The 18,537-nt window shown below is 69.3% G+C and carries 15 protein-coding genes; 6 read left to right on the top strand and 9 right to left on the bottom strand.

Features of this window, described 5'->3' with window-relative positions; all coding sequences use genetic code 11:
* Positions 1 to 32: 32 nt before the first annotated feature.
* From BLR95_RS00520 to BLR95_RS00510, 3 genes are read right to left on the bottom strand one after another with little or no spacing between them, the layout of a single operon-like run.
* The gene (locus BLR95_RS00520; RefSeq protein WP_092613982.1) at positions 33 to 1,220 is read right to left on the bottom strand and encodes a class I SAM-dependent methyltransferase; all 1,188 of its coding nucleotides are present in this window, start codon (positions 1,218 to 1,220) and stop codon (positions 33 to 35) included.
* On the bottom strand, positions 1,217 to 2,089 hold the full coding sequence (locus tag BLR95_RS00515) for an SDR family oxidoreductase (RefSeq protein WP_092613981.1): 873 nt from the start codon (positions 2,087 to 2,089) through the stop codon (positions 1,217 to 1,219). Before BLR95_RS00515 ends, BLR95_RS00520 begins: the two co-directional genes overlap by 4 nt.
* Positions 2,090 to 2,131: 42 nt before the next feature.
* Positions 2,132 to 3,280, bottom strand: coding sequence for a radical SAM protein (locus BLR95_RS00510; protein ID WP_092613980.1), 1,149 nt, complete (start codon positions 3,278 to 3,280; stop codon positions 2,132 to 2,134).
* 243 nt (positions 3,281 to 3,523) lie between these two features.
* Between BLR95_RS00510 and BLR95_RS00505 the strand changes: the two genes are divergently transcribed.
* From BLR95_RS00505 to BLR95_RS00490, 4 genes are all read left to right on the top strand, one after another.
* Positions 3,524 to 4,372, top strand: a complete 849-nt coding sequence (locus BLR95_RS00505) for a transketolase (RefSeq protein WP_245689156.1) — start codon at positions 3,524 to 3,526, stop codon at positions 4,370 to 4,372.
* Positions 4,373 to 4,402: 30 nt separating this feature from the next.
* Positions 4,403 to 5,341, top strand: a complete 939-nt coding sequence (locus tag BLR95_RS00500; protein ID WP_092613979.1) for a transketolase family protein — start codon at positions 4,403 to 4,405, stop codon at positions 5,339 to 5,341.
* A 147-nt stretch (positions 5,342 to 5,488) separates the two neighbouring features.
* Entirely contained in the window at positions 5,489 to 7,816 is a 2,328-nt protein-coding gene (locus BLR95_RS00495; RefSeq protein WP_092613978.1) for a Stf0 family sulfotransferase, read from the top strand.
* Positions 7,813 to 8,643 carry a glycosyltransferase family 2 protein gene (locus BLR95_RS00490; protein ID WP_176787501.1) on the top strand — a complete coding sequence of 277 codons (831 nt, stop codon included), beginning with the start codon at positions 7,813 to 7,815 and terminating at the stop codon, positions 8,641 to 8,643. Before BLR95_RS00495 ends, BLR95_RS00490 begins: the two co-directional genes overlap by 4 nt.
* Positions 8,644 to 8,878: 235 nt before the next feature.
* Here the strand turns inward: BLR95_RS00490 and BLR95_RS00485 are convergent, their stop codons facing one another.
* The 3 genes from BLR95_RS00485 to BLR95_RS00475 form a co-directional block, all read right to left on the bottom strand.
* Positions 8,879 to 10,594 carry a carbamoyltransferase family protein gene (locus BLR95_RS00485; protein WP_176787499.1) on the bottom strand — a complete coding sequence of 572 codons (1,716 nt, stop codon included), beginning with the start codon at positions 10,592 to 10,594 and terminating at the stop codon, positions 8,879 to 8,881.
* A gap of 114 nt (positions 10,595 to 10,708) precedes the next feature.
* A complete protein-coding gene (polA, locus tag BLR95_RS00480) occupies positions 10,709 to 13,492 on the bottom strand; it encodes a DNA polymerase I (protein ID WP_092613975.1) in 2,784 nt (927 codons plus the stop codon).
* Positions 13,492 to 13,707: a zinc-finger domain-containing protein gene (locus BLR95_RS00475; protein WP_218119445.1), complete on the bottom strand. Its 216-nt coding sequence runs from the start codon at positions 13,705 to 13,707 to the stop codon at positions 13,492 to 13,494. The genes polA and BLR95_RS00475 overlap by 1 nt, the downstream gene beginning before the upstream one ends.
* Before the next feature lie 140 nt (positions 13,708 to 13,847).
* On the opposite strand from BLR95_RS00475, the gene BLR95_RS00470 reads away from it, so the two are divergent.
* Together BLR95_RS00470 and BLR95_RS00465 are read left to right on the top strand one after the other, a co-directional pair.
* The gene (locus BLR95_RS00470) at positions 13,848 to 14,834 is read left to right on the top strand and encodes an ABC transporter ATP-binding protein (RefSeq protein WP_092613974.1); all 987 of its coding nucleotides are present in this window, start codon (positions 13,848 to 13,850) and stop codon (positions 14,832 to 14,834) included.
* Positions 14,831 to 15,802: an alpha/beta hydrolase gene (locus BLR95_RS00465; RefSeq protein WP_092613973.1), complete on the top strand. Its 972-nt coding sequence runs from the start codon at positions 14,831 to 14,833 to the stop codon at positions 15,800 to 15,802. Before BLR95_RS00470 ends, BLR95_RS00465 begins: the two co-directional genes overlap by 4 nt.
* A 205-nt stretch (positions 15,803 to 16,007) precedes the next feature.
* Here BLR95_RS00465 and BLR95_RS00460 read toward each other — a convergent pair whose 3' ends face one another.
* The 3 genes from BLR95_RS00460 to BLR95_RS00450 form a co-directional block, all read right to left on the bottom strand.
* The gene (locus tag BLR95_RS00460) at positions 16,008 to 17,021 is read right to left on the bottom strand and encodes a glucosaminidase domain-containing protein (protein ID WP_092613972.1); all 1,014 of its coding nucleotides are present in this window, start codon (positions 17,019 to 17,021) and stop codon (positions 16,008 to 16,010) included.
* Between the two features lie 349 nt (positions 17,022 to 17,370).
* Positions 17,371 to 17,922, bottom strand: a complete 552-nt coding sequence (locus BLR95_RS00455) for a NifU family protein (protein ID WP_092613971.1) — start codon at positions 17,920 to 17,922, stop codon at positions 17,371 to 17,373.
* Between the two features lie 88 nt (positions 17,923 to 18,010).
* Positions 18,011 to 18,493: a universal stress protein gene (locus BLR95_RS00450; protein ID WP_092613970.1), complete on the bottom strand. Its 483-nt coding sequence runs from the start codon at positions 18,491 to 18,493 to the stop codon at positions 18,011 to 18,013.
* Between the last annotated feature and the right edge of the window lie 44 nt (positions 18,494 to 18,537).

The following is an 18,537-nucleotide window of genomic DNA, read 5'->3' as shown; positions in this document are numbered from 1 at the left end:
TGAACGCCCTTTCCTTACCTGTTAAAAATTTGTCAGACGACACACGTCGGCAACAGGACGTGGGCCGCCCCGGCCAGCTTGGCGGTGATCGGCCGGGCGCCGTCCGGGGCGGTGACCAGGACCCGGGCGGCGGCCAGATCGGGCAGCTCCGAGGTCGGCCGGATGGAGGGCGCCAGGCCGGGATAGCGCAGCCCGGCGCGGGCCGGGTTGTCGTCGTGGATGGCCGCCAGCATGGCCAGATCGCTGTCCAGGTGCCAGGCCAGGGTGGGCACCATCTGGCCGGCCCCGTAGCCGATCAGTGGCAGCTCGGCGGGCGCCGCCAGCAGCTCGGCCAGGGCGGCCATGCGGGCCTTGAAGGCGGCCACGGCGCGGCGCGTCTCGTCCGGGGTCGGCGGCGGCGCAACCGGCTCTTGGGCCGCGCCCTTCCCGCCACCCGGGCCGCGCCGGAAGGCGATGGTCACCGAGCCGCCCCAGTTGCGCGGATTGACCGCGTGGCCCAGCCAGCGGCCGCCGGCCTCGGCCACCATCCGCCGCAGCGAGGCCAGGGTGAAGTAATGGAAATGCTGGTGGAAGACCTGATCGAAGCGGCCGTGGCGGATCATCGTCGCGGCGTCCGGCACCTCGATGACGAACAGGGCATCCTCGGCCGCCAGCTCCAGCAGACCGGCGATCACCCCCACCGGGTCGGCCAGATGTTCCAGGTTGTGGGTCGAGTAGACCAGATCGGGCGCCCCGGGCAGGGCCGCCGGATCGAGCTCCTCGATCATGCCCGGGATGACCTCCACATTGGCCGGCGGATCGGTCGGCGCCCCGTGGCGCCACACCGGGTCGACCCCCACCGCGCGCTCGACCATGGGGGCGATCAGGCCCATCAGGACCAGATCGTTGCAGCCGATCTCCAGGGCCAGCCGGGGCCGCCGCCCGCCCAGCCAGCCGGCGATCCGCTCGGCCACGAAGCGGGCCGCCGGCGGCGCCAGATGCGAGGCCGAGGAGCGGTGGGCATAGGCCGGGTCGTACATCAGCTCGGGATCGAGGAAGCCGGTCAACTGGCCGTGCCCGCAGGCCGGGCAGACCCGATAGCCCTGGTCCCAGACATCCGCCGGCCGGGGCTCGGCGACGAAGATGCCGGTCAGCGGGAAGCGCGGCAGGTCGAGGACCGGCTCGGTTTCAGTCCCGCAGACGCGGCAGGCGGTGCCCTGCCAGATGCGGTCGCCGCTCATCCTTTGTCCCCCGACCCGCCCGCCGGCCTGAGCACCGTCGCCACGTAGTCGGCCAGGGCCTCCTCCCAGGACCTAAGGGGTGGCCGGCGCTCGCTGGCCAGGGCGTTGCGCAGCGGCTTGACCGGGGCCAGCCCCGGGAACTCGGCCTCGCGGGCCGGGGCCAGCGGCGCCGTGCTGCCAATCAAGGCGCGCAGCCGCTCGATGAAGGCGTGGTAGCTGGTCATGCCGCTGTTGGCCAGATGGTAGATGCCGCCCGGCTCGCGGTTTTCCAGCAGGTCGAGCAGGGCGCGGGCGGCGTCCAGGGCCCAGGTCGGGCTGTCCAGCTTGTCGGCCGGCACCCGGCACGGCTGCCCGGCCTCTAGCCGGGCCAGCATCTTGTCGACGAAGCCCGGAGCCTCGTTCATCCGCCGGCCGTACATGGTCGGGAAGCGGACCACGTAGGCCCCGGGACAGCGGTGCAGGGCCAACTGCTCGCCGGCAAGCTTGCTGACCCCGTAGACGTGGCCGCAGCCGGCCGGATCACTTTCCACATAGGGCGTCGGCTTGAAGCCGTCGAAGACGGCGTGGGTCGAGGTCTGGACCAGCGGAATGCCAAGGGCGCGACAGGTATCGGCCAGCCCCAGGGTGGCGCTGACGTGCAACTCAAGGCAGCCGGCCGGGTCTTCCTCGCAGGGATTGATGCCGACCACGGCGGTGGCGTTGATCACCGCGTCGGGGCACAGGTCGCGGATGGCGGCGGCGCTGGCCGCCCGGTCGGTGACATCCACCGTGGCCCGCCCGGGGGCCTCCAGGTGGTGGCCCCGCTCGGCGGCGGCGTGGGCCAGCTCGGTACCCAGACAGCCCCGTCCGCCAAAAACAAGCAGCTTCATGTCGCTCTCGCGGCCTTCATCGCCGCGCCTTTCACCACCGGATCAGATGAAGTTGATGTGGTCGGGCCGGTCGCCCAGCCTGTCCAGGAAGCGGTTGATGTAGTGCTGGCGGCAGTTGCTTTCGCAGTCGTGGTTGACGTTCACCGTCTGCACCCGCTGCTGGACCTCCCAATAGCGCTCGCTTTTCACGATCTCGGCGAAGGGGGTCTCGATGACGTTGCCCATCAGGAACTCGTCGCTGCGGTGATCGAACCAGTGGCCGCACGGGAAGACGTTGCCGTTGCCGCTGATCGCCATCAGGAACTGGGTGCCGAAGCAGACCGGGTAGTCCTTCCAGCCGGCGTTGTCCATTTTCACCCACTTGACGATGACCCGATAGCCGTCGGTCGACTGGGCCTCGGCCTGGCGCATCAGGTCGGCCATGTCGCGGTAGCCCTGATGGGGCGCTCCCAGGGTGCCGTCGTAGGTGTCCGAGCACGGCTTGATGACCAGATAGTCGACCCCCAGCTCGGCGCCGATGCGGGCCAGGGGCACCATGTCGTCCACGTTGTCGGCGGTCAGCACCATTTGCAGGCCGATGGTGGTGGCGAAGCCCTTCTCGCGCTTGCGGGCGAGAAGGGCGCGCACGTTGCCCAGCACGCGCTCGAAATGGCCGCTCTTGTGGATGCGCTGGAAGGAGTCGGGATTGCTGGCCGAGATGTTGACGCGCAGCCAGACCAGCCCGCCGAGCAGGGCGTCGAGGTCGGCCGGCTCGGGGCTGATGCGGATGCCGTTGGTGGCCAGACTGAGGTCGAGCCCGATCGATCGGCCATGCTCCAGGGCATCGGTCAGGTGCGGGTTGAGGGTGTTCTCGCCCTCGCCGATGAGGGCGATCGAGCGCACCCCGCTGTCCTTGGCGCCGCTGAAGGTGTCGAGGATGGCCTGGCGGGGCATGTGGAACACCCCCTTCTTGTCGGTGCCGTAGCCGGAGCGCCCCTGGATCACGCCATAACAGTAGGTGCAGGCCATGTTGCACCCGGTGACGATCCCCATGTCGATGTGCAACGGGGCGATCCGCTCGCCCTGCTGCCAGGCGTGCACCCGGTCCAGGTGCCAGTACAGCTTGTGGCCGTCCATGTTGAAGCGGTCGCCGCCGGTGCGCGGCGCCTGGGCGGCATCGCCGGCGGGGGGGGGTGGTGTCAGCTTGTTCACCGGTCGCGTCTCCTTGTTCGCAAGGGATCGGTGGGGGCGGCGACTTCTTCGCCGTCCGGTGGGACCACGGGCGGCCCCAACCTGCCTGATGTAAGGTGCCCTGGATACTTTGCCAAAGACTTAACGGCGGCGGCGCCGGGCCCCGGTTAACCGTTCCTTATGACCCTCATGGTAGCCAGGGCATCGACTGCCCTCGCCGGCCGGCCCGCCGGCCCCGACCGAAGCCCCACCAAGGGTCCGCCCGTGACGCGTCCTATTCCCGCCTCGCCGCCGCTGGATGCCCGCTCGCTGCACTTGCGCGCCCTGGCCATGCGCGGCCTGCTCGCCGCCGACCGCGGTCATGTCGGCTCGACCCTGTCGCTGATCGAGATCCTGCGCGTCCTTTATGACCGGATCATGCGCCACGACCCGGCCCACCCGGAATGGCCCGACCGCGACCGCTTCATCCTCAGCAAGGGGCACGGCTGTCTGGCCCTGTATGCCATCCTGGCCGACCACGGCTACTTCCCGCCGGCCGACCTGGACACCTTCTGCCGCAAGGATTCGCCCTTCGGCGGCCATCCGCCGTGCCACGGCATTCCCGGCGTCGAGGCGGCCACCGGGGCGCTCGGCCACGGCCTGTCGCTGGGCATCGGGCGGGCCCGGGCGCTGAAGCTGGCCGGATCGACAAGCCGGGTGTTCGTGGTCTGCGGCGACGGCGAGATCAACGAGGGCGCCATCTGGGAAGGGGCGATGAGCGCCGGCCGCACCGGGCTGGACAATCTGTGGGTGCTGATCGACTACAACAAGGTGCAGTCCTACGGCCCGACCGCCGAGGTGCTGGACCTGGAACCGCTGGCCGACAAGTGGGCCAGCTTCGGCTTCACCGTCGATGAGGTCGACGGCCACGACTGCGCGGCGCTGGAACAGGTGCTGTCGCGCCCCCCCAACATCGGCCGGCCGAGCGCCCTGATCTGCCACACCGTCAAGGGACGCGGCCTGGCCGAGGCCGAGGCCGACCCCACCGCCTGGCACCACAAGAGCCGCCTGGGCGAGGCCCGGGAGGTGATCGAGGCCGCCTTCGCCGCGGCGCCCCCCCAGGGCGCCCCCTGAGCCGCCCGCCGCCAAGGATCGTCCCCGCCCATGCGCCGCACCGCCCTCGACATGGTCCACGAGTTGGCCCGCCGTGATTCCCGGGTGGTCTATGTCGGCTCCGACCCGGCCCCCGGCACGCTGGCCGCCATGCAGGCCGAAATGCCCGGCCGGGTGATGATCGAGGGCATCGCCGAACAGCACGTTGTGGGCATGGCCGCCGGGCTGGCCATGGAAGGTCTGGTTCCCTACGTCAACACCATCGCCACTTTCCTGACCCGGCGCTGCTACGAGCAGAACGTCCTCGACCTCGGCCTGCACCGCACCCCGGTGCGCCTGATCGCCAACGGCGGCGGGCTGGTCTACGCCCCGCTGGGGCCGACCCACACCGCCATCGAGGACATCGCCATCATGCGCGCCATCCCCGGCATGGCCGTGCTCTGCCCCAGCGACGCCGAGGAAATGCGCCGCCTGATGCCACTCACCCTGGACTGGCCGGGGCCGATCTACATCCGGCTCGGCAAGGGTGGCGACCCGGTGGTCAGCCAGCCGGACGACGCGCCGGCCATCGGCCGCGCCCTGGTCCGCCGGCCGCCCGGCGTGGCAACCATCATCAGCACCGGCATCATGACCGCCCACGCCCTGGCCGCCGCCGAGCGGCTGGGCCAACAGGGCATCGATTGCGGGGTGATCCACCTGCCCGGCGTGGCGCCGATGGACGACGCGGCCATCGAGGCGGCGAGCCGCCACAGCCGCTTGCTGGTCACCCTTGACGAGCACATCGCCAGCGGCGGCCTGGGCTCGGCGGTGCTGGAATCGCTGAACCGGACGCGCCCCTTGAGCCCCTGCCCGGTGCTGCGCCGCGCCCTGCCCGACGACTTCGTCCACCTGCACGGTTCGCAGAACGAGCTTCTGTCCCACTTCGGCCTCGACGCTCCGGCGCTGGCCGAGGCCATCGCCCGCGCCCTGGCCGAGCTGGCCGGCGACTGACCCCTTGCCCGCGCCGGGCCCGGGCCCGCACGGGATCGATCAGGAGACACCTCCCCCATGCTGGTCTGGCTGGCCTCCTACCCGCGCTCCGGCAACACCATGCTGCGCAGCACCAACCTCTTGGCAGGCGCGGAGACCCCCTAGGATATGGATAATTTCGCCAAGCAAGCTCCGCCCGATGGAGTCAACATCCCACCAGCCGCTCGTCGCGCCCGCTTGGCCGGTTTGTTGCGAGGTCTGCCCGGAATTGGCTCCGACTTGGCAGACTTCCTGGAGAGTCCGGGCCTTCGGGGCGCTTCATGGGCCGAGGACGATTTCGCCTGGACGGTTATCCCAGTTGCCTCACGCCTTTACACCTATCGTCCGGAACCACCGCCAGATGCCCCGGCGGCCCTGTTCATGGCCAAAACCCCGGCTGTGGGAGACTTGGCCTATGAACTGCTCGGGTTGGCCGCCCAAAAAGCCCTGGAGCCGAATCTGGCCACGTTCGCGCTGCTCGACATCGACACCTATCACAAGGCGGCGCTGCTCACCCTGTGCCCCTTCATTGACTATCTGGTGGTAGCCAAACCGACAGCTTCCCTGACACTCTTCCAGTCCGCTTTCTGGCACGAAGGTACCCCTCCCGGCCCGTGGGCAGAGCGACTGCGCACGCTGGACCGGGTGTTGCTGATGGAAACGCTGGAACGCCTGGACATTCGCCTCAGGGATCTGGCCGAAAGAACGGCCTCTCCGGCATTGTTTGATGTGCCGGACTTGGAACGGCCCAAGCTTTGGAAGACGCTGAGCGATGCCGGGCTCGAGCCCGACCGATGGTTCGTCACGCTGCACGTGCGCCAGAACGCGTATCGACCGCTTCCAGGAGGGATCGCCCACCGATCAATCGAGCACCTGGAACGCTACGAAGCGCTGGTACACCACATCATCGACCATCAGGGTGGTCAGGTGGTCCTGCTCGGCGACCCTGGCATGCGATTTCCGCCCACCCTGGAACGCCCCGGCGTGGTGCCATTGTACCGCCATGCGGACAGCTTCCTGGCCCAGATGCTGGCCCTGTCAGCCTGCCGCTACATGGTCAACACCGAAAGCGGCCCGAACATTCTGGGCCTGGGGTATGACGTCCCGATGGCGATGACCAACTATGTGTCACTGCTGCCAATTGAATGGGCCGAGCATCACCTTTTCCTGACCAAGCGCATGGCCTTGGGCAGTCAATGGGTCTGCGACCGCGAGGCATTGGACATCGGTCTTCTGAGGCGCGTCCCCGACAAGGAGGTAATCAAGCTTTTCAGGCGGGGTGTCATCCGCCTGGACGAGCGGGATGCCAGCGAATTGATTGCCGCCGCCGACTGGATGCACCGCAGGACCGCCGGCCTGAAGACCGGCAAGCCGCGACCGTCACTGTTCAATCCTGACGCCCCGCCCATTGGGCAGAAGCGCCAGGCGCGCCCCACCGACTACCGCTTTCTGGGCGACGCTCTGGCCGCCGAAAAAACCGACAAAGGTGTTGCCATGCCCACGGTGCGCTCCCTCCCCGACCCCCTCGCCTGGCAAGCCATTGGCGAAGCCCACCAACGCCTTGTCATCTGCGCCACGCAGTCCTCGGGCTCCAAGATGTTGTGCAACATGCTCAAGGCCAGCGGCGTCGCTGGAGCGCCAGAGGAACACCTTTATTGGTGGATCAGGGAAAAAACATCGCTTCAAGAGGCGGTGGAGAATGGAACTCAAGATGGCGTCTTTGGCGTCAAGGTGATGGCCAGTTATGTTAGCATGCTAAGCCGACGGCTGGGCGAAATTGGCGTTCCCTGTACGGGTGGCGATCCGTTCTTTTCGATTTTCCAGAATTCTGCCTGGATCTACCTGCTGCGTAGAGATTCTCTGCGCCAAGCGATTTCCCGCTTCACCAATCGGATTTCCCGGGCCAAGGACATCGACCTCTACGACTTCTCGTCCAAGGACCGGGCGGTCACCTTCGACCATCCGACCATCTACGCCATCATCCACTTCGAGCTGGATCTGGAACGGCTGTTCTGGGACCTCTGGTTCCGGCGTCACGGCATCGCGCCGGTGGTCCTGGTCTACGAGGACATCTGCCGCGAGCCGGCGCTGATCGAACAGGCCATGGTCCGCCTCGGCCTGCCCGCGACCACCCTGCCGGCGCCGGAAACGCGGCTCGAATCCTCGCCCCTCAACGACTGGTTCCACGACCTTTATCGGGCCGTCGAGGCGCTGAAGGACACCCCGCCGGCCACCCCGGCCGCCGCCCGCGCCGCCCTTGAAGCCACCCTTGAAGCGCCCCCCCGCGACCTGCCGGCCGACCTGATCGCGCGCGACCTCGAGGCCGCCGCCGCCAATCTGATGGACCACAAGCGCCGCTGGGCCTCGCCCCAGCGGCCATGGAGTTTCTTCATGGCCGACTTCGTTCCCGCCCTGGCCGAGCTGATGGCCTGGGCCCAAACGCCGTCCCGGTCGTGAGATCGACCCCGATCACCCCCACGGTCAGCATCATCATCCCGGCCTACCGGGCGGTCGATCACCTGGGGCGCGCGGTGGGCTCGGTGGCAGCCAGTTGGGCGCGGGCCCGCCAGATGCTGGGCGCCGGGCTAAGCGGCGAATTGATCGTGGTCGACGACGCCTCGCCCGACGCCACCCGCCAGGTGGCCGACAGCGCCCTGGCCGAGCTGCCCGAGGGTCTCGCCGGGCGCCTCGTCGCCCTCGACCGCAACCGTGGCCCGGGCGGAGCACGCAACGCCGGGGCGGACGCCGCCGGCACCGCCAACCTGATGTTCCTCGACGCCGACGACCTGTTCCTGCCCGATCACATCGGGCTGTGCCTGAAAGCCCTCGGCACCCACCCGGAAGCCGGCTACGTGTGGACCAACATCCAGTTCGACGCCCCCGTCCACCCCTCCTGGCAGGCCAGCCTGGCCGCCTCCTCGCCCAGCAACCTGTGCCTGCCCCGCCTCTGGCACCAGGCCATCGAAGGCTTCCCGGAAGGCGACGACTTCCGCCAATACCGCACCGAAGACACCGTCTATCGCATGTGCCTGCGCCGCCTGCTGCCCGGCCGCGCCCTGCCCCAGACCACCGTGCGCTACACCAACCGCCCAGGCAACGCCGGCCAACGACAGGCCGCCAAACTGGCCATGCCAATGAACGAATGGCAACGCCTGCTCGACCTCGGCCAAGCCCCCGACGACGGCTTCCACCAAACCCCAACCATGCACACCGAAACCGAACGCCGCCTGAAACTGACCGAAAAACTGAAATCCGACATCGCCCACCTGCTCCCCGACTCCTGAGACGCCAGAGACCACGCAAAGGGGCGCTGCCCCTTTGAACCCCGCTGGGGAGGCCGGGAGGCCTCCCCAGACCCCACCATGAGTCAAAGCCGTGAAGAGGGGGGTATCCGAGCGCGCGCGCTCGGATACCCCCCTCTTCACGGCTTTAAGTCGCGGCGGGGGTCCGGGGGGGCCCCTGGTCCCCCCGGCGGGGGTTCCAAGGGGGCGGCGCCCCCTTGGCGTGGCCCCTGACGCCTCAGGATCGGGAGTAGGTGGCGGTGTTGGTGGTGATGTGATCGACGCGGTTGGTGATCAGGGCGTCGCGGCATTCTTGGGGGGTATTGATGATTGGTTCTTCGTGGGCGTTGAAGCTGGTGTTGACCAGCACGGGCAGGCCGGTGTGTTTCTTGAAGGCGGCGAGGATGTCGAAGTACAGCGGGTTGGTGTCGCGGTCGATGATCTGTGGCCGGGCCGTGCCGTCGACGTGGACCACGGCGGGGATGCGGTCGTGCCATTGGGGTTTGACCCCGCAGGTGATGGTCATGAAGCGGCAGGCGTAGGCGTTGGCCGGGGTGATTTCGAACACCTCGGCGGCGTCCTCGGCGGCGACCACCGGGGCGAAGGGCATGAACTCGGTGCGGGTCAGGCGGGCGTTCAGGCTGTCGTTCACCGCCCGGTCGGCCGGGTTGGCGAGGATCGAGCGGGCGCCCAGGGCGCGCGGTCCGAACTCCATGCGGCCGCTGTAGATGGCGACGATGTCGCCCTTGGCCAGCAGTTCGGCGGCGCTGTCGGCGGGCGGGCCGGGACGGCGGGTGACGCCGGGGGTGGCGGCCAGGACGCGGTCGATCTCGCCGTCGAAATCGCGCCCCAGGTAGACATCGGACAGCCGGTGGCGGTGGTCCAGCCAGGTCTTCAGGCCGTCCCGTTCGAGCAGGAACTGGAGGGCGCCGCCGACGGTGATCCCCTCGTCGCCCATGCCGGGGAAGATGAAGCTTTCCCGAACCCCGGTCGCCTCGGTGAGCAGGCGGTTGAGGCGCACGTTGGCGAACACCCCGCCGGCCAGGGCGAGGTGGCGCACCGGGTGAAGCTCGAGCAGCCGGCGCACCGAGGCGAGCACGGTGTCCTCCAGAAGTTGCTGGATGGAGGCGGCGGCATCCTCGCGCGCCGTGCTGGCGGCGAGGCGGGCGATCTCGGCCCGCATGGCGGCGTCGGAGGCGAAGTCGGAGGCCACCCGGCCGGTGTCCTCGACCCGGAAATGGGCCGCCAGCTCATCCAGCAGGGTGGGTTGGCCGAAGGCGGCGAGGCCGGTCAGCTTGCCCTCGTGGCGGTTCATGCGAAAGCCCAGGGCCTGGGTCATGTAGCCGTAGGCGAGGCCGAGGCTGTCGACCCGGCGCGGGGCGAGCAACTCGGCATCATCGCCGAACAGGGTGTCGAGCCGACCGTCGCGCACCACCCGGGCCGAGTAGTGGACGTTGTCGCCGCAGCCATCGGCGGTGTAGAGCAGGGCGTCATCCCAGTCGGTGTAGAAGAAGGCCGACAGGGCATGGGCCAGATGATGGTTGGAGAAGAACAGCGGCACCTCGGCCCTGAGACCCAGCTCGGCCTTAAGGCGCGCCCCGTCGATCAGGCGCGCCGCGTCGGGCTGGCCGAAGCGCCGTTGCAGGCTGACCAGATCGCGCAGCTTGTCCTCGCCCTTCAGCGCCCGGCCCAGCCGGTCGGCCAGACGCTTGTGGGCCGGCAGGCGGCACAGGCGGGCCGGGAACGAGGCCCGCGACAGCACCACCGCGTCGACCTGCCCGGGGGTGAGGCCGGCGATATCCAGCACCTCGTCCATGGCCGGACGGGGAATGCCGCCGCCATCGCCCTTGAGGCGGGTCAGGCGCTCCAACTGGACGGCGGCGCGCAGGCGATAGCCATCGAACAGGGCCGCCGTGCCGTCGTGCCGGCCGGTGTGCAGGGAAAGGATTATCACCGCGAGGATCACCCGATCAGGATTTGAAGGACCGCTCCCTGTACCACCCCCGCCCCCGGGCAACAACCGTCCGGGGGTGGGGGCGGGCCGGCGCCGGGCGGCGGGGCGGCGGGCTCAGTGCGCGCTGGCCCACGAGGCGCCGACCCCCACCTCGGCGATCAGCGGCACGTCGAGGCTGGCCGCCTGCTCCATGGTGGCGCGGATGACCTCGGACGCCGCGTCCACCTCGTCCTCGGGCGCTTCCAGCACCAACTCGTCGTGGACCTGCAACAGGCTGCGGGTTTTCAGGCCGTGCTCGACCAGGGCTCCGGGCAGGGCGATCATGGCCCGCTTGATGATGTCGGCGGCGCCGCCCTGGATCGGGGCGTTGATTGCCGCGCGCTCGGCAAAGCCGCGCAGGTTGGGGTTCTTTTCCGAGATGCCGGGGGTCATGCACTTGCGCCCGAAGGGGGTGCGCACGTAGCCGCGTTTCCGGGCGAAGGCCTTGGTGGTTTCCATGTAGGCCAGGATTTCGGGGAAGGCCTCGAAATAGTCGTCGATGAAGCGCTTGGCGGCGCCCCGGTCGATGCCCAACTGGGCGGCCAGCCCGAAGGCCGAGATGCCGTAGATGATGCCGAAGTTGATCGCCTTGGCCTGACGCCTCAGGCCGCTGTCCACCTCGTCGGGCTGCTTGCCGAACACCTTGGCGGCGGTGATGGCGTGGATGTCGCGCATGTCGGCGAAGGCCTGCTTGAGGCCTTCCACCTGGGCCACGTGGGCCAGGATGCGCAACTCGATCTGGCTGTAGTCGGCGCTGATCAGGCGGTGCCCCGGGCTGGCCACGAAGGCTTGGCGGATCTTGCGCCCTTCCTCGGTGCGGATGGGGATGTTCTGCAGGTTGGGATCGCTCGACGACAGCCGCCCGGTGGAGGTGACGGTCATCGAAAAGGTGGTGTGGACGCGCCCGGTGCCGGGGTCGATGGCGGCGGCCAGGGCGTCGGTATAGGTGCTCTTGAGCTTGGCCAACTGGCGCCAGTCGAGCACCCGGGCGGGCAGGTCGTGGCCCTCGGCGGCCAGCGTTTCCAGCACCTCGGCGCCGGTGCCCCAGGCCCCGGTCTTGCTGCTTTTCTTGCCGCCCTTAAGGCCCATCTCGTCGAACAGCACCTCGCCCAGTTGCTTGGGCGAGGCGAGGTTGAATTCCCGCCCGGCCAGCTCGTGGATGTGGCTTTCCAGATCGGCCATGCGGCGGGCGAAATCGCCGGAGAGGTCCTTCAGCACCGCCGCGTCGACCCGGATGCCGGCGGCTTCCATCTCGGTCAGCACGCCGACCAGGGGGCGGTCCAGGGTCTCGTGGACGGCGGTCATCTTCTCGGCGCGCAGACGGCCCCGCAGCAGTTGATACAGGCGCAGGGTGATATCGGCGTCCTCGGCGGCATACGCGGTGGCCTGATCGAGCGGCACCTCGGCGAAGCTGATCTGGCTCTTGCCCTTGCCGCAGACCTGGCTGAAGGGAATGGTCTTGTGGGCCAGATGGAGCTCGGCCAACTCGTCCATGCCGTGGCCATGGGCGGTGCCGTCCAGCACGTAGGACAGCACCATGGTGTCGTCCAGCGGGCTGACGGTCAGCGGCCCGTCGTCGGTCAGGCGCCGGCCGGCCCCGGCCAGCACATGCAGGTCGTACTTGATGTTGTGGCCCACCTTGAGCACCCCGGGATCGGCCAGCAGGGGGCGCAGGCGGGCCAGCGCCTGGGCCGGGTCGAGCTGGCCGGGCAGGCGCTCGGCGGCGGCCTCGGCGGGGCCATCGAACAGGGCGCCCTGCTGCTTGCCGGCCGGGGCGCGGTGGGCCAGCGGGATGTAGCAGGCCCGCCCCGGCGCGGTGGCCAGCGAGACGCCGACCAGCCCGGCGCCGCGGGCATCCAGGCGGTCGGTTTCGGTATCGACGGCGACCACGCCGGCCTCCTCGGCCTCGGCGATCCAGCGGTCCAGGGTGTCGAGGTCGGCCACCGTCTGGTAGGCCGCCTCGACCGGCGCGCGCGCCGCCTGGGGGCTGTCGGCGTCGAGGCGGGCGGTGATCTTGGCGAGCAGGCTGGAGAAGGCCTGCGCCTCGAGGAAGCCCAGCACGGTCTCGCGCTCGGGCTTTTGCACCGCGAAGTCGGTCAGCGGGATGGGCACCGCCACGTCATCGCGCAGGGTGACCAGTTGCCTGGAAACGCGGGCCTGCTCGGCGAACTCGATCAGCGACTGGCGGCGCTTGGGCTGCTTGATCTCGTGGGCCCGCTCAAGCAGGGTTTCCAGGTCGCCGTATTCCTCGATCAGTTTGGCCGCCGTCTTGATGCCAATGCCCGGCACCCCGGGCACGTTGTCCACCGAATCGCCGGCCAGGGCCTGGACGTCGATCACCCGGTCGGGCGGCACGCCGAACTTCTCGACCACGGCGGCGGCGTCGATCGACCTGTTCTTCATCATGTCGACCATGCCCACCTTGTCCGAGACCAGTTGCATCAGGTCCTTGTCGGAACTGACGATGGTCACCTCGGCGCCGGCCTCGGTGGCCTGGCGGGCGTAGGTGGCGATCAGGTCGTCGGCCTCGAAGCCCTCCATCTCCACGCAGGCCACGTTGAAGGCGCGCACCGCCTCGCGGATCAGCGGGAACTGGGGCACCAGGTCTTCCGGCGCGTCGGGGCGCTGGGCCTTGTAGTCGGGGTAGATGTCGTTGCGGAAGCTGCGCCGCCCCTTGTCGAAGATCACCGCCACGTGGTCGGCGCCGGTCTCCTCGATCAGCTTGATGAGCATCGAGGTGAAACCATAGACCGCGTTGGTCGGCGTACCGTCGGCCCGGTTCATGGGCGGCAGGGCATGGTAGGCCCGGAAGATGAACCCCGAGCCGTCGATCAGGTAGACATGACGCGGCGCGGCCATCAGGCGGCCCGGTCGCCACGGTCCAGCACGAAGCGCCGCGAGCAGTAAGGGCAGATTTCCTCGCCCACGTCGGGGCGGATGGACAGATAGACCGCCGGGTGGCCCAGCGGCCCCTCGCCGCCGTCGCACATGACGCGGGTTTCCCTGGTCATCACCGTGCGCTCGGCGGGATCAACCTGATTGGCCTGGGCCGGGGTGTCGGGCAGCGTGGTCATTGGGTCCGTCAAGCCTCCTGGTCGTTCGGGGGCGGGGTTTCGGCGCCGCCCGGGGTGCTTTATATGAAAGGCACTCCTTCCCTGTCGGCCCTTAGATTCGTCATTCGGCCGCCGCCCCGCAAGCCGCAAAGTGTTCGTTGATGTCGATCCCCCCGCTTCCCGACAACGCCATCTCGCTCCGCCAGTTGACCAAGACCTACAAGGGCGAGAAGGGCCGCCCCGGCCGCCGGGCCCTGGACGCGGTCGATCTGGACGTGCCCCGGGGCGCCTTTTTCGGCCTGCTCGGGCCCAACGGGGCGGGCAAGAGCACGCTGATCAACATCCTGGCCGGGCTGGTCCGCAAGACCGCCGGCGAGGCCCGCATCTGGGACCGCGACATCGTCAGGGAGGAGCGCGCCGCCCGCTGTGCCATCGGCATCGTGCCCCAGGAGTTGAACCTCGACCCCTTCTTCACCCCGCGCGAGTTGCTGGAGATGCAGGCCGGCCTGTACGGCGTGCCGCCAAGGGAGCGCCGCACCGAGGAGATTCTCGACGCCGTCGGCCTGGGCGACAAGGCCGATGCCTACGCCCGCACCCTGTCGGGCGGCATGCGGCGCCGCCTGCTGGTCGCCAAGGCGATGGTGCACAGCCCGCCGGTGCTGATTCTCGACGAGCCGACCGCCGGCGTCGACATCGAGCTCAGGCGCCAGTTGTGGGACCATGTGCGCGAGCTGAACCGCCAGGGCACCACCATCCTTCTGACCACCCACTACCTGGAAGAGGCCGAGGAGCTGTGCGACCGCATCGCCATCATCAACCATGGCCGCGTGGTCGCCTGTGATTCCACCCCGGCCCTGTTGCGCCGCTTCGACAACAAGACCATGACCCTGACCCTGAAGCAGCCCCTCGACGCCCTGCCGGCGCCGCTGGCCGCCCTGGGCGCCGAGTTGCGCGAGGGCGGCAGCCAGATCCATCTGGCCTACCGGGCGGCCAGCCAGCCGGTGGACCAGATCCTGGAGGCGGTGCGCCAGTCGGGCCTGTCCATCCACGACCTGTCGACCGAGGAAGCCGACCTGGAGGACATCTTCCTGCAGGTCACCCGGGCCGACAACGCCGCCACCAACGGACAGGGGAGCGCCGCCGCGTGAGGCGGGCGCGCCGGATCGCCGCCGGGCTGCTCTGTCTGCTCGCCGGCGCCTGCGCCCCGCGCCTGATGCCGCCCGGCCCGGGTGCTCCGCCCGACACCCCGGCCCCGGCACTTCAGCGCAACGTCTTCCGCACCGCCGACGGGATCCCCCTGTTCCTGCGCCACTGGCAAGCCCAGGGCGAGGAAAAGGCGGTCGTCCTGGCCCTGCACGGCTTCAACGACCATTCCGGCGCCTTCGCCGGCGGCCCCGAGGTGATCGGCGTCGGCCCTTTCCTGGCAGACCGCGGGATCACCGTCTACGCCCCCGACCTGCGCGGCTTCGGGACCAGCCCGAACGCCGGTCTGTGGCCCGGGGTCGAGGCCCTGACCCGCGACCTCGCGGACCTTTCCTGGCTGATCGCCGCCCGCCACCCACAAAGCCCGCTGGTGCTGCTCGGCACCAGCATGGGCGGCGCCACCGTGCTGGCCGCGCTGGCCGACCCCCACCCGCCGCCGGCCGACAAGGTGGTGCTGATCGCGCCGGCCCTGCGCGCCCGCAGCACCCTGCCGCCGGGGCTGGCCATCGGGCTGTTCCTGGTCGCCCACAGCGTGCCCTGGTACAGCGCCACCGGCGAGGGATTGGACATCCGCCCGTCCGACAACCTGCCCATGCTGCGCGCCATGGGGCGCGACCCGCTGGTCCTGAAGGAAACCCGCATGGATGCCCTGTGGGGGCTGGTCAACCTGATGGACGCCGCCTTCAAAAGCCCGCCCCACCTCAAGGGCCTGCCGCTGCTGATCGCCTACGGCAGCCACGACGACCTGGTGCCCGAACAGCCCCTCAGACTGTTCGCCAGCCGCCTGCCCGACCCCGACATCCAGACCGTGCGCACCTACCCCGGCGGCTGGCACATGCTGCTGCGCGACCTGAACGCCGAGATCCCCCTCGCCGACATCGCCACCTGGATCACCGCCGGCGAGGTGCCGTGAGCGGCGGCAAAGGGGCGCTGCCCCTTTGATCCCCGCTGGGGAGGCCGGGAGGCCTCCCCAGACCCCACCCTGAATCAAAACCCCACCCAGGGGGGCTTGCCCCCCTGGGTGGGGTTTTAAGTCACGGCGGGGGTCCGGGGGGGCCCCTGGTCCCCCCGGCGGGGGTCAAGGGGGCGGCGCCCCCTTGCCATCGCCCACCGCAGCCCTACAGGCGGGCGGCGAGTTGGTCGGTGACTTCGCCCAGCCAGGCGTGGTCGAGGGTCTTGAGTTCGTTGGCCGAGATGATGGTGCGCAGGGTCTCGACGTATTCCTGGCCGCGTTCGGAGTAGCTGGTCAGGGTGCCGGCCAACTGGTAGCCGTCCAGCCGGCTGGCGGTTTCGCGCAGCACCGCCCGGCGGTCGCGGAAGCCGCGATAAGCGGCGTGGGTGTTGAGGTTGCGCATGTAGGCCTCGACCCCGTGCAGCAGCGACGGGAAGGCGCGCACGGCGTGGCTGGCCCCGTCCGGGCGGTCGGCCGGGACCAGACCGGCTTCCTCGTCCATCGTCCACTGGCCGAACAGGGCGTTGCCCTGGCGGGCGAAGCGCGAGGTTCCCCAACCGCTTTCCTCGGCCGCCTGGGCCAGGGCCAGCGAGGGGGGAATGCCGTCGACCCGCTTCTTGAGCTCGGCCATGTCGATCTTGCCGCCCTCGGCCTTCAGGCCGTACTTGCCGGCCAGCCGTTTGAGCCAGACGCGGTCGGCCGCCGCCAGTTCGCCGCCCTGATCGAGGCGCTGGGCCAGATCGAGCAGACGACCGCGCTCGACCGCGATCTCCTCGTTGACGCGCAGCACCAGGGGCAGGGTCAGGCGGAAGAACAGCGACTTGCGCAACTGGATGTCATTCATGCCCTTGAGGTCGGGCGGCACCTGATCGACGAACAGGCGCGGCACGTCACCACTGCCCTGGCGCACCTCGTTCAGGGTGTAGCCGACGGCCAGGAAGTGACGCCGCAGTTCGGCGGCGGTGATGCGGCCATCCATGACCAGGGGCTTGGCCGGCGGCGGCGCGGCGATGTCGGGGTGGGCCGCAAGGTCGAGGGCCACCGGGCGCTGAGCACCGGCCCCCATCTTGGCCAGATGACCGGGCAGGGCGCTGGCGTACAGCCCCAGCACGGCGACGGCCAACAGGCCAAGGGCCGCCGATTCGAATCGGCGGGGAGCAGGACGGGTGAAGGCGCTCATTCCAAGAACCTCTTTATCGAAGGGGCCGCGTTCAATCCGAATGGGCCACTTTTCAAAACGGGGCCGTCTGGAACTCGGGTGCTCGTGACCTTGTAAGGACGCCCGCCGGTTGAACCGGAGAGGCGTCGCGCCGCTTTCCGCCCTTTGATAGGACGCTCCAGCCGGCCGTTTCCAGGTCGGGTCCAGGTCGGGCGGAGCCGTGATGCCAGCCAACGGTGGCGGTTTTGAGGCGACCGGCGGACTATGCCGGCGGGGGCGGAATCGGTCAACCCACCGAAAATCCTTTGATTTTCGGGCCGTCTCGAGAAGCCGTTGAAAATTTTATGAAACCCGGGCGGCCCGGCGGGGCTCAATTGACCGCCTGAACCCCCTTCACCTGGGGGATGAAGTGGCGCAGAAGGTTCTCGATGCCGTGCTTCAAGGTGGCGGTGGAACTGGGACAGCCGGCGCACGAGCCACGCATGTGCAAAAATACCACACCTTCGCGAAAATCGCGGAAGACGATGTCGCCGCCATCCTGGGCGACCACCGGCCGCACCCGGCTTTCGAGCAATTCGACGATCTGAGCAACCACAGGGTCGCTTTGGTCGCCCCCTGATTCGGCCCCGGCGGCGCCTTCCTCGACCACCGGCAGGCCGGCGGTGAAGTGATGCATCACCGCCCCCAGGACGAGCGGCTTGAGGCTCGACCAGTCGGCCGCCGGCTGCTTGGTCACGGTGATGAAGTCGTCGCCCAGGAACACCCCGGCCACGCCCTCGACCTCGAACAGGGCGCGGGCCAGCGGCGAGGCCGCCGCCGCCGCGGGTTCGGCGAAGTCCAACGCCCCGCCGGGCAGCACCGGGCGGTGGGGCAGGAACTTCAGGCTGGCCGGATTGGGGGTGGTCTCGGTCTCGATGAACATCGGCGGGTTCCCAACTAATTCAGACAAGCACGGTCGGATATATGCGCTTCCCGGCCGGGTGGGTCAAGCTCCGTCAGGTCAACCAGCCTTACGCCAGACGGTCAATCTCGGCGTCCGCGAGATCGCCGGGCACGATGGTGACGGGAATGTGCAGGCGGCCGCTCAGCCGTCCGGCCAGGGCCGAGACCAACGGCCCCGGCCCCTTGCTGCTGGTGCTGGCGGCCAGCACCAGGATGGAGATCGTGGGCTCCTCCTCGATCAGGGCGAGCAGTTCCTCTTCCGGCTTGCCCTCGCGCAGGAAGAGGACCGGCATCTGGCCACTCATCTGGTGGACCTCGGCGGCCAGACGGTTCAGGCGGTGTTCGGCTTCCTCGCGCGCCTCTTCGTTCATCAGGTTGCCGATGGCCGAGAAGTGGTGGAACTCGGCCTGGCCGATGACCGTCAGCAGCGCCACCCGGCCGCCGGTGCGCCGGGCCCGGCGGCAGGCGAACGAAAGGGCGGCGCGCATCTCGTCGCTGTCATCGACCACCACCAGAAAGGTCCGCGGTGCGGGTTTGTCATCGACGCTCATCGGGCGGCACCTCGAAAAAAGGCCGTGGCGGAAGGCATTGATAT

The organism is Roseospirillum parvum, assembly GCF_900100455.1.
Taxonomy (GTDB): Bacteria; Pseudomonadota; Alphaproteobacteria; order Rhodospirillales; family Rhodospirillaceae; genus Roseospirillum; species Roseospirillum parvum.
The sequence above is the reverse complement of the archived record's forward strand: the minus strand, read 5'-3'. Positions and strand labels throughout refer to the sequence as shown.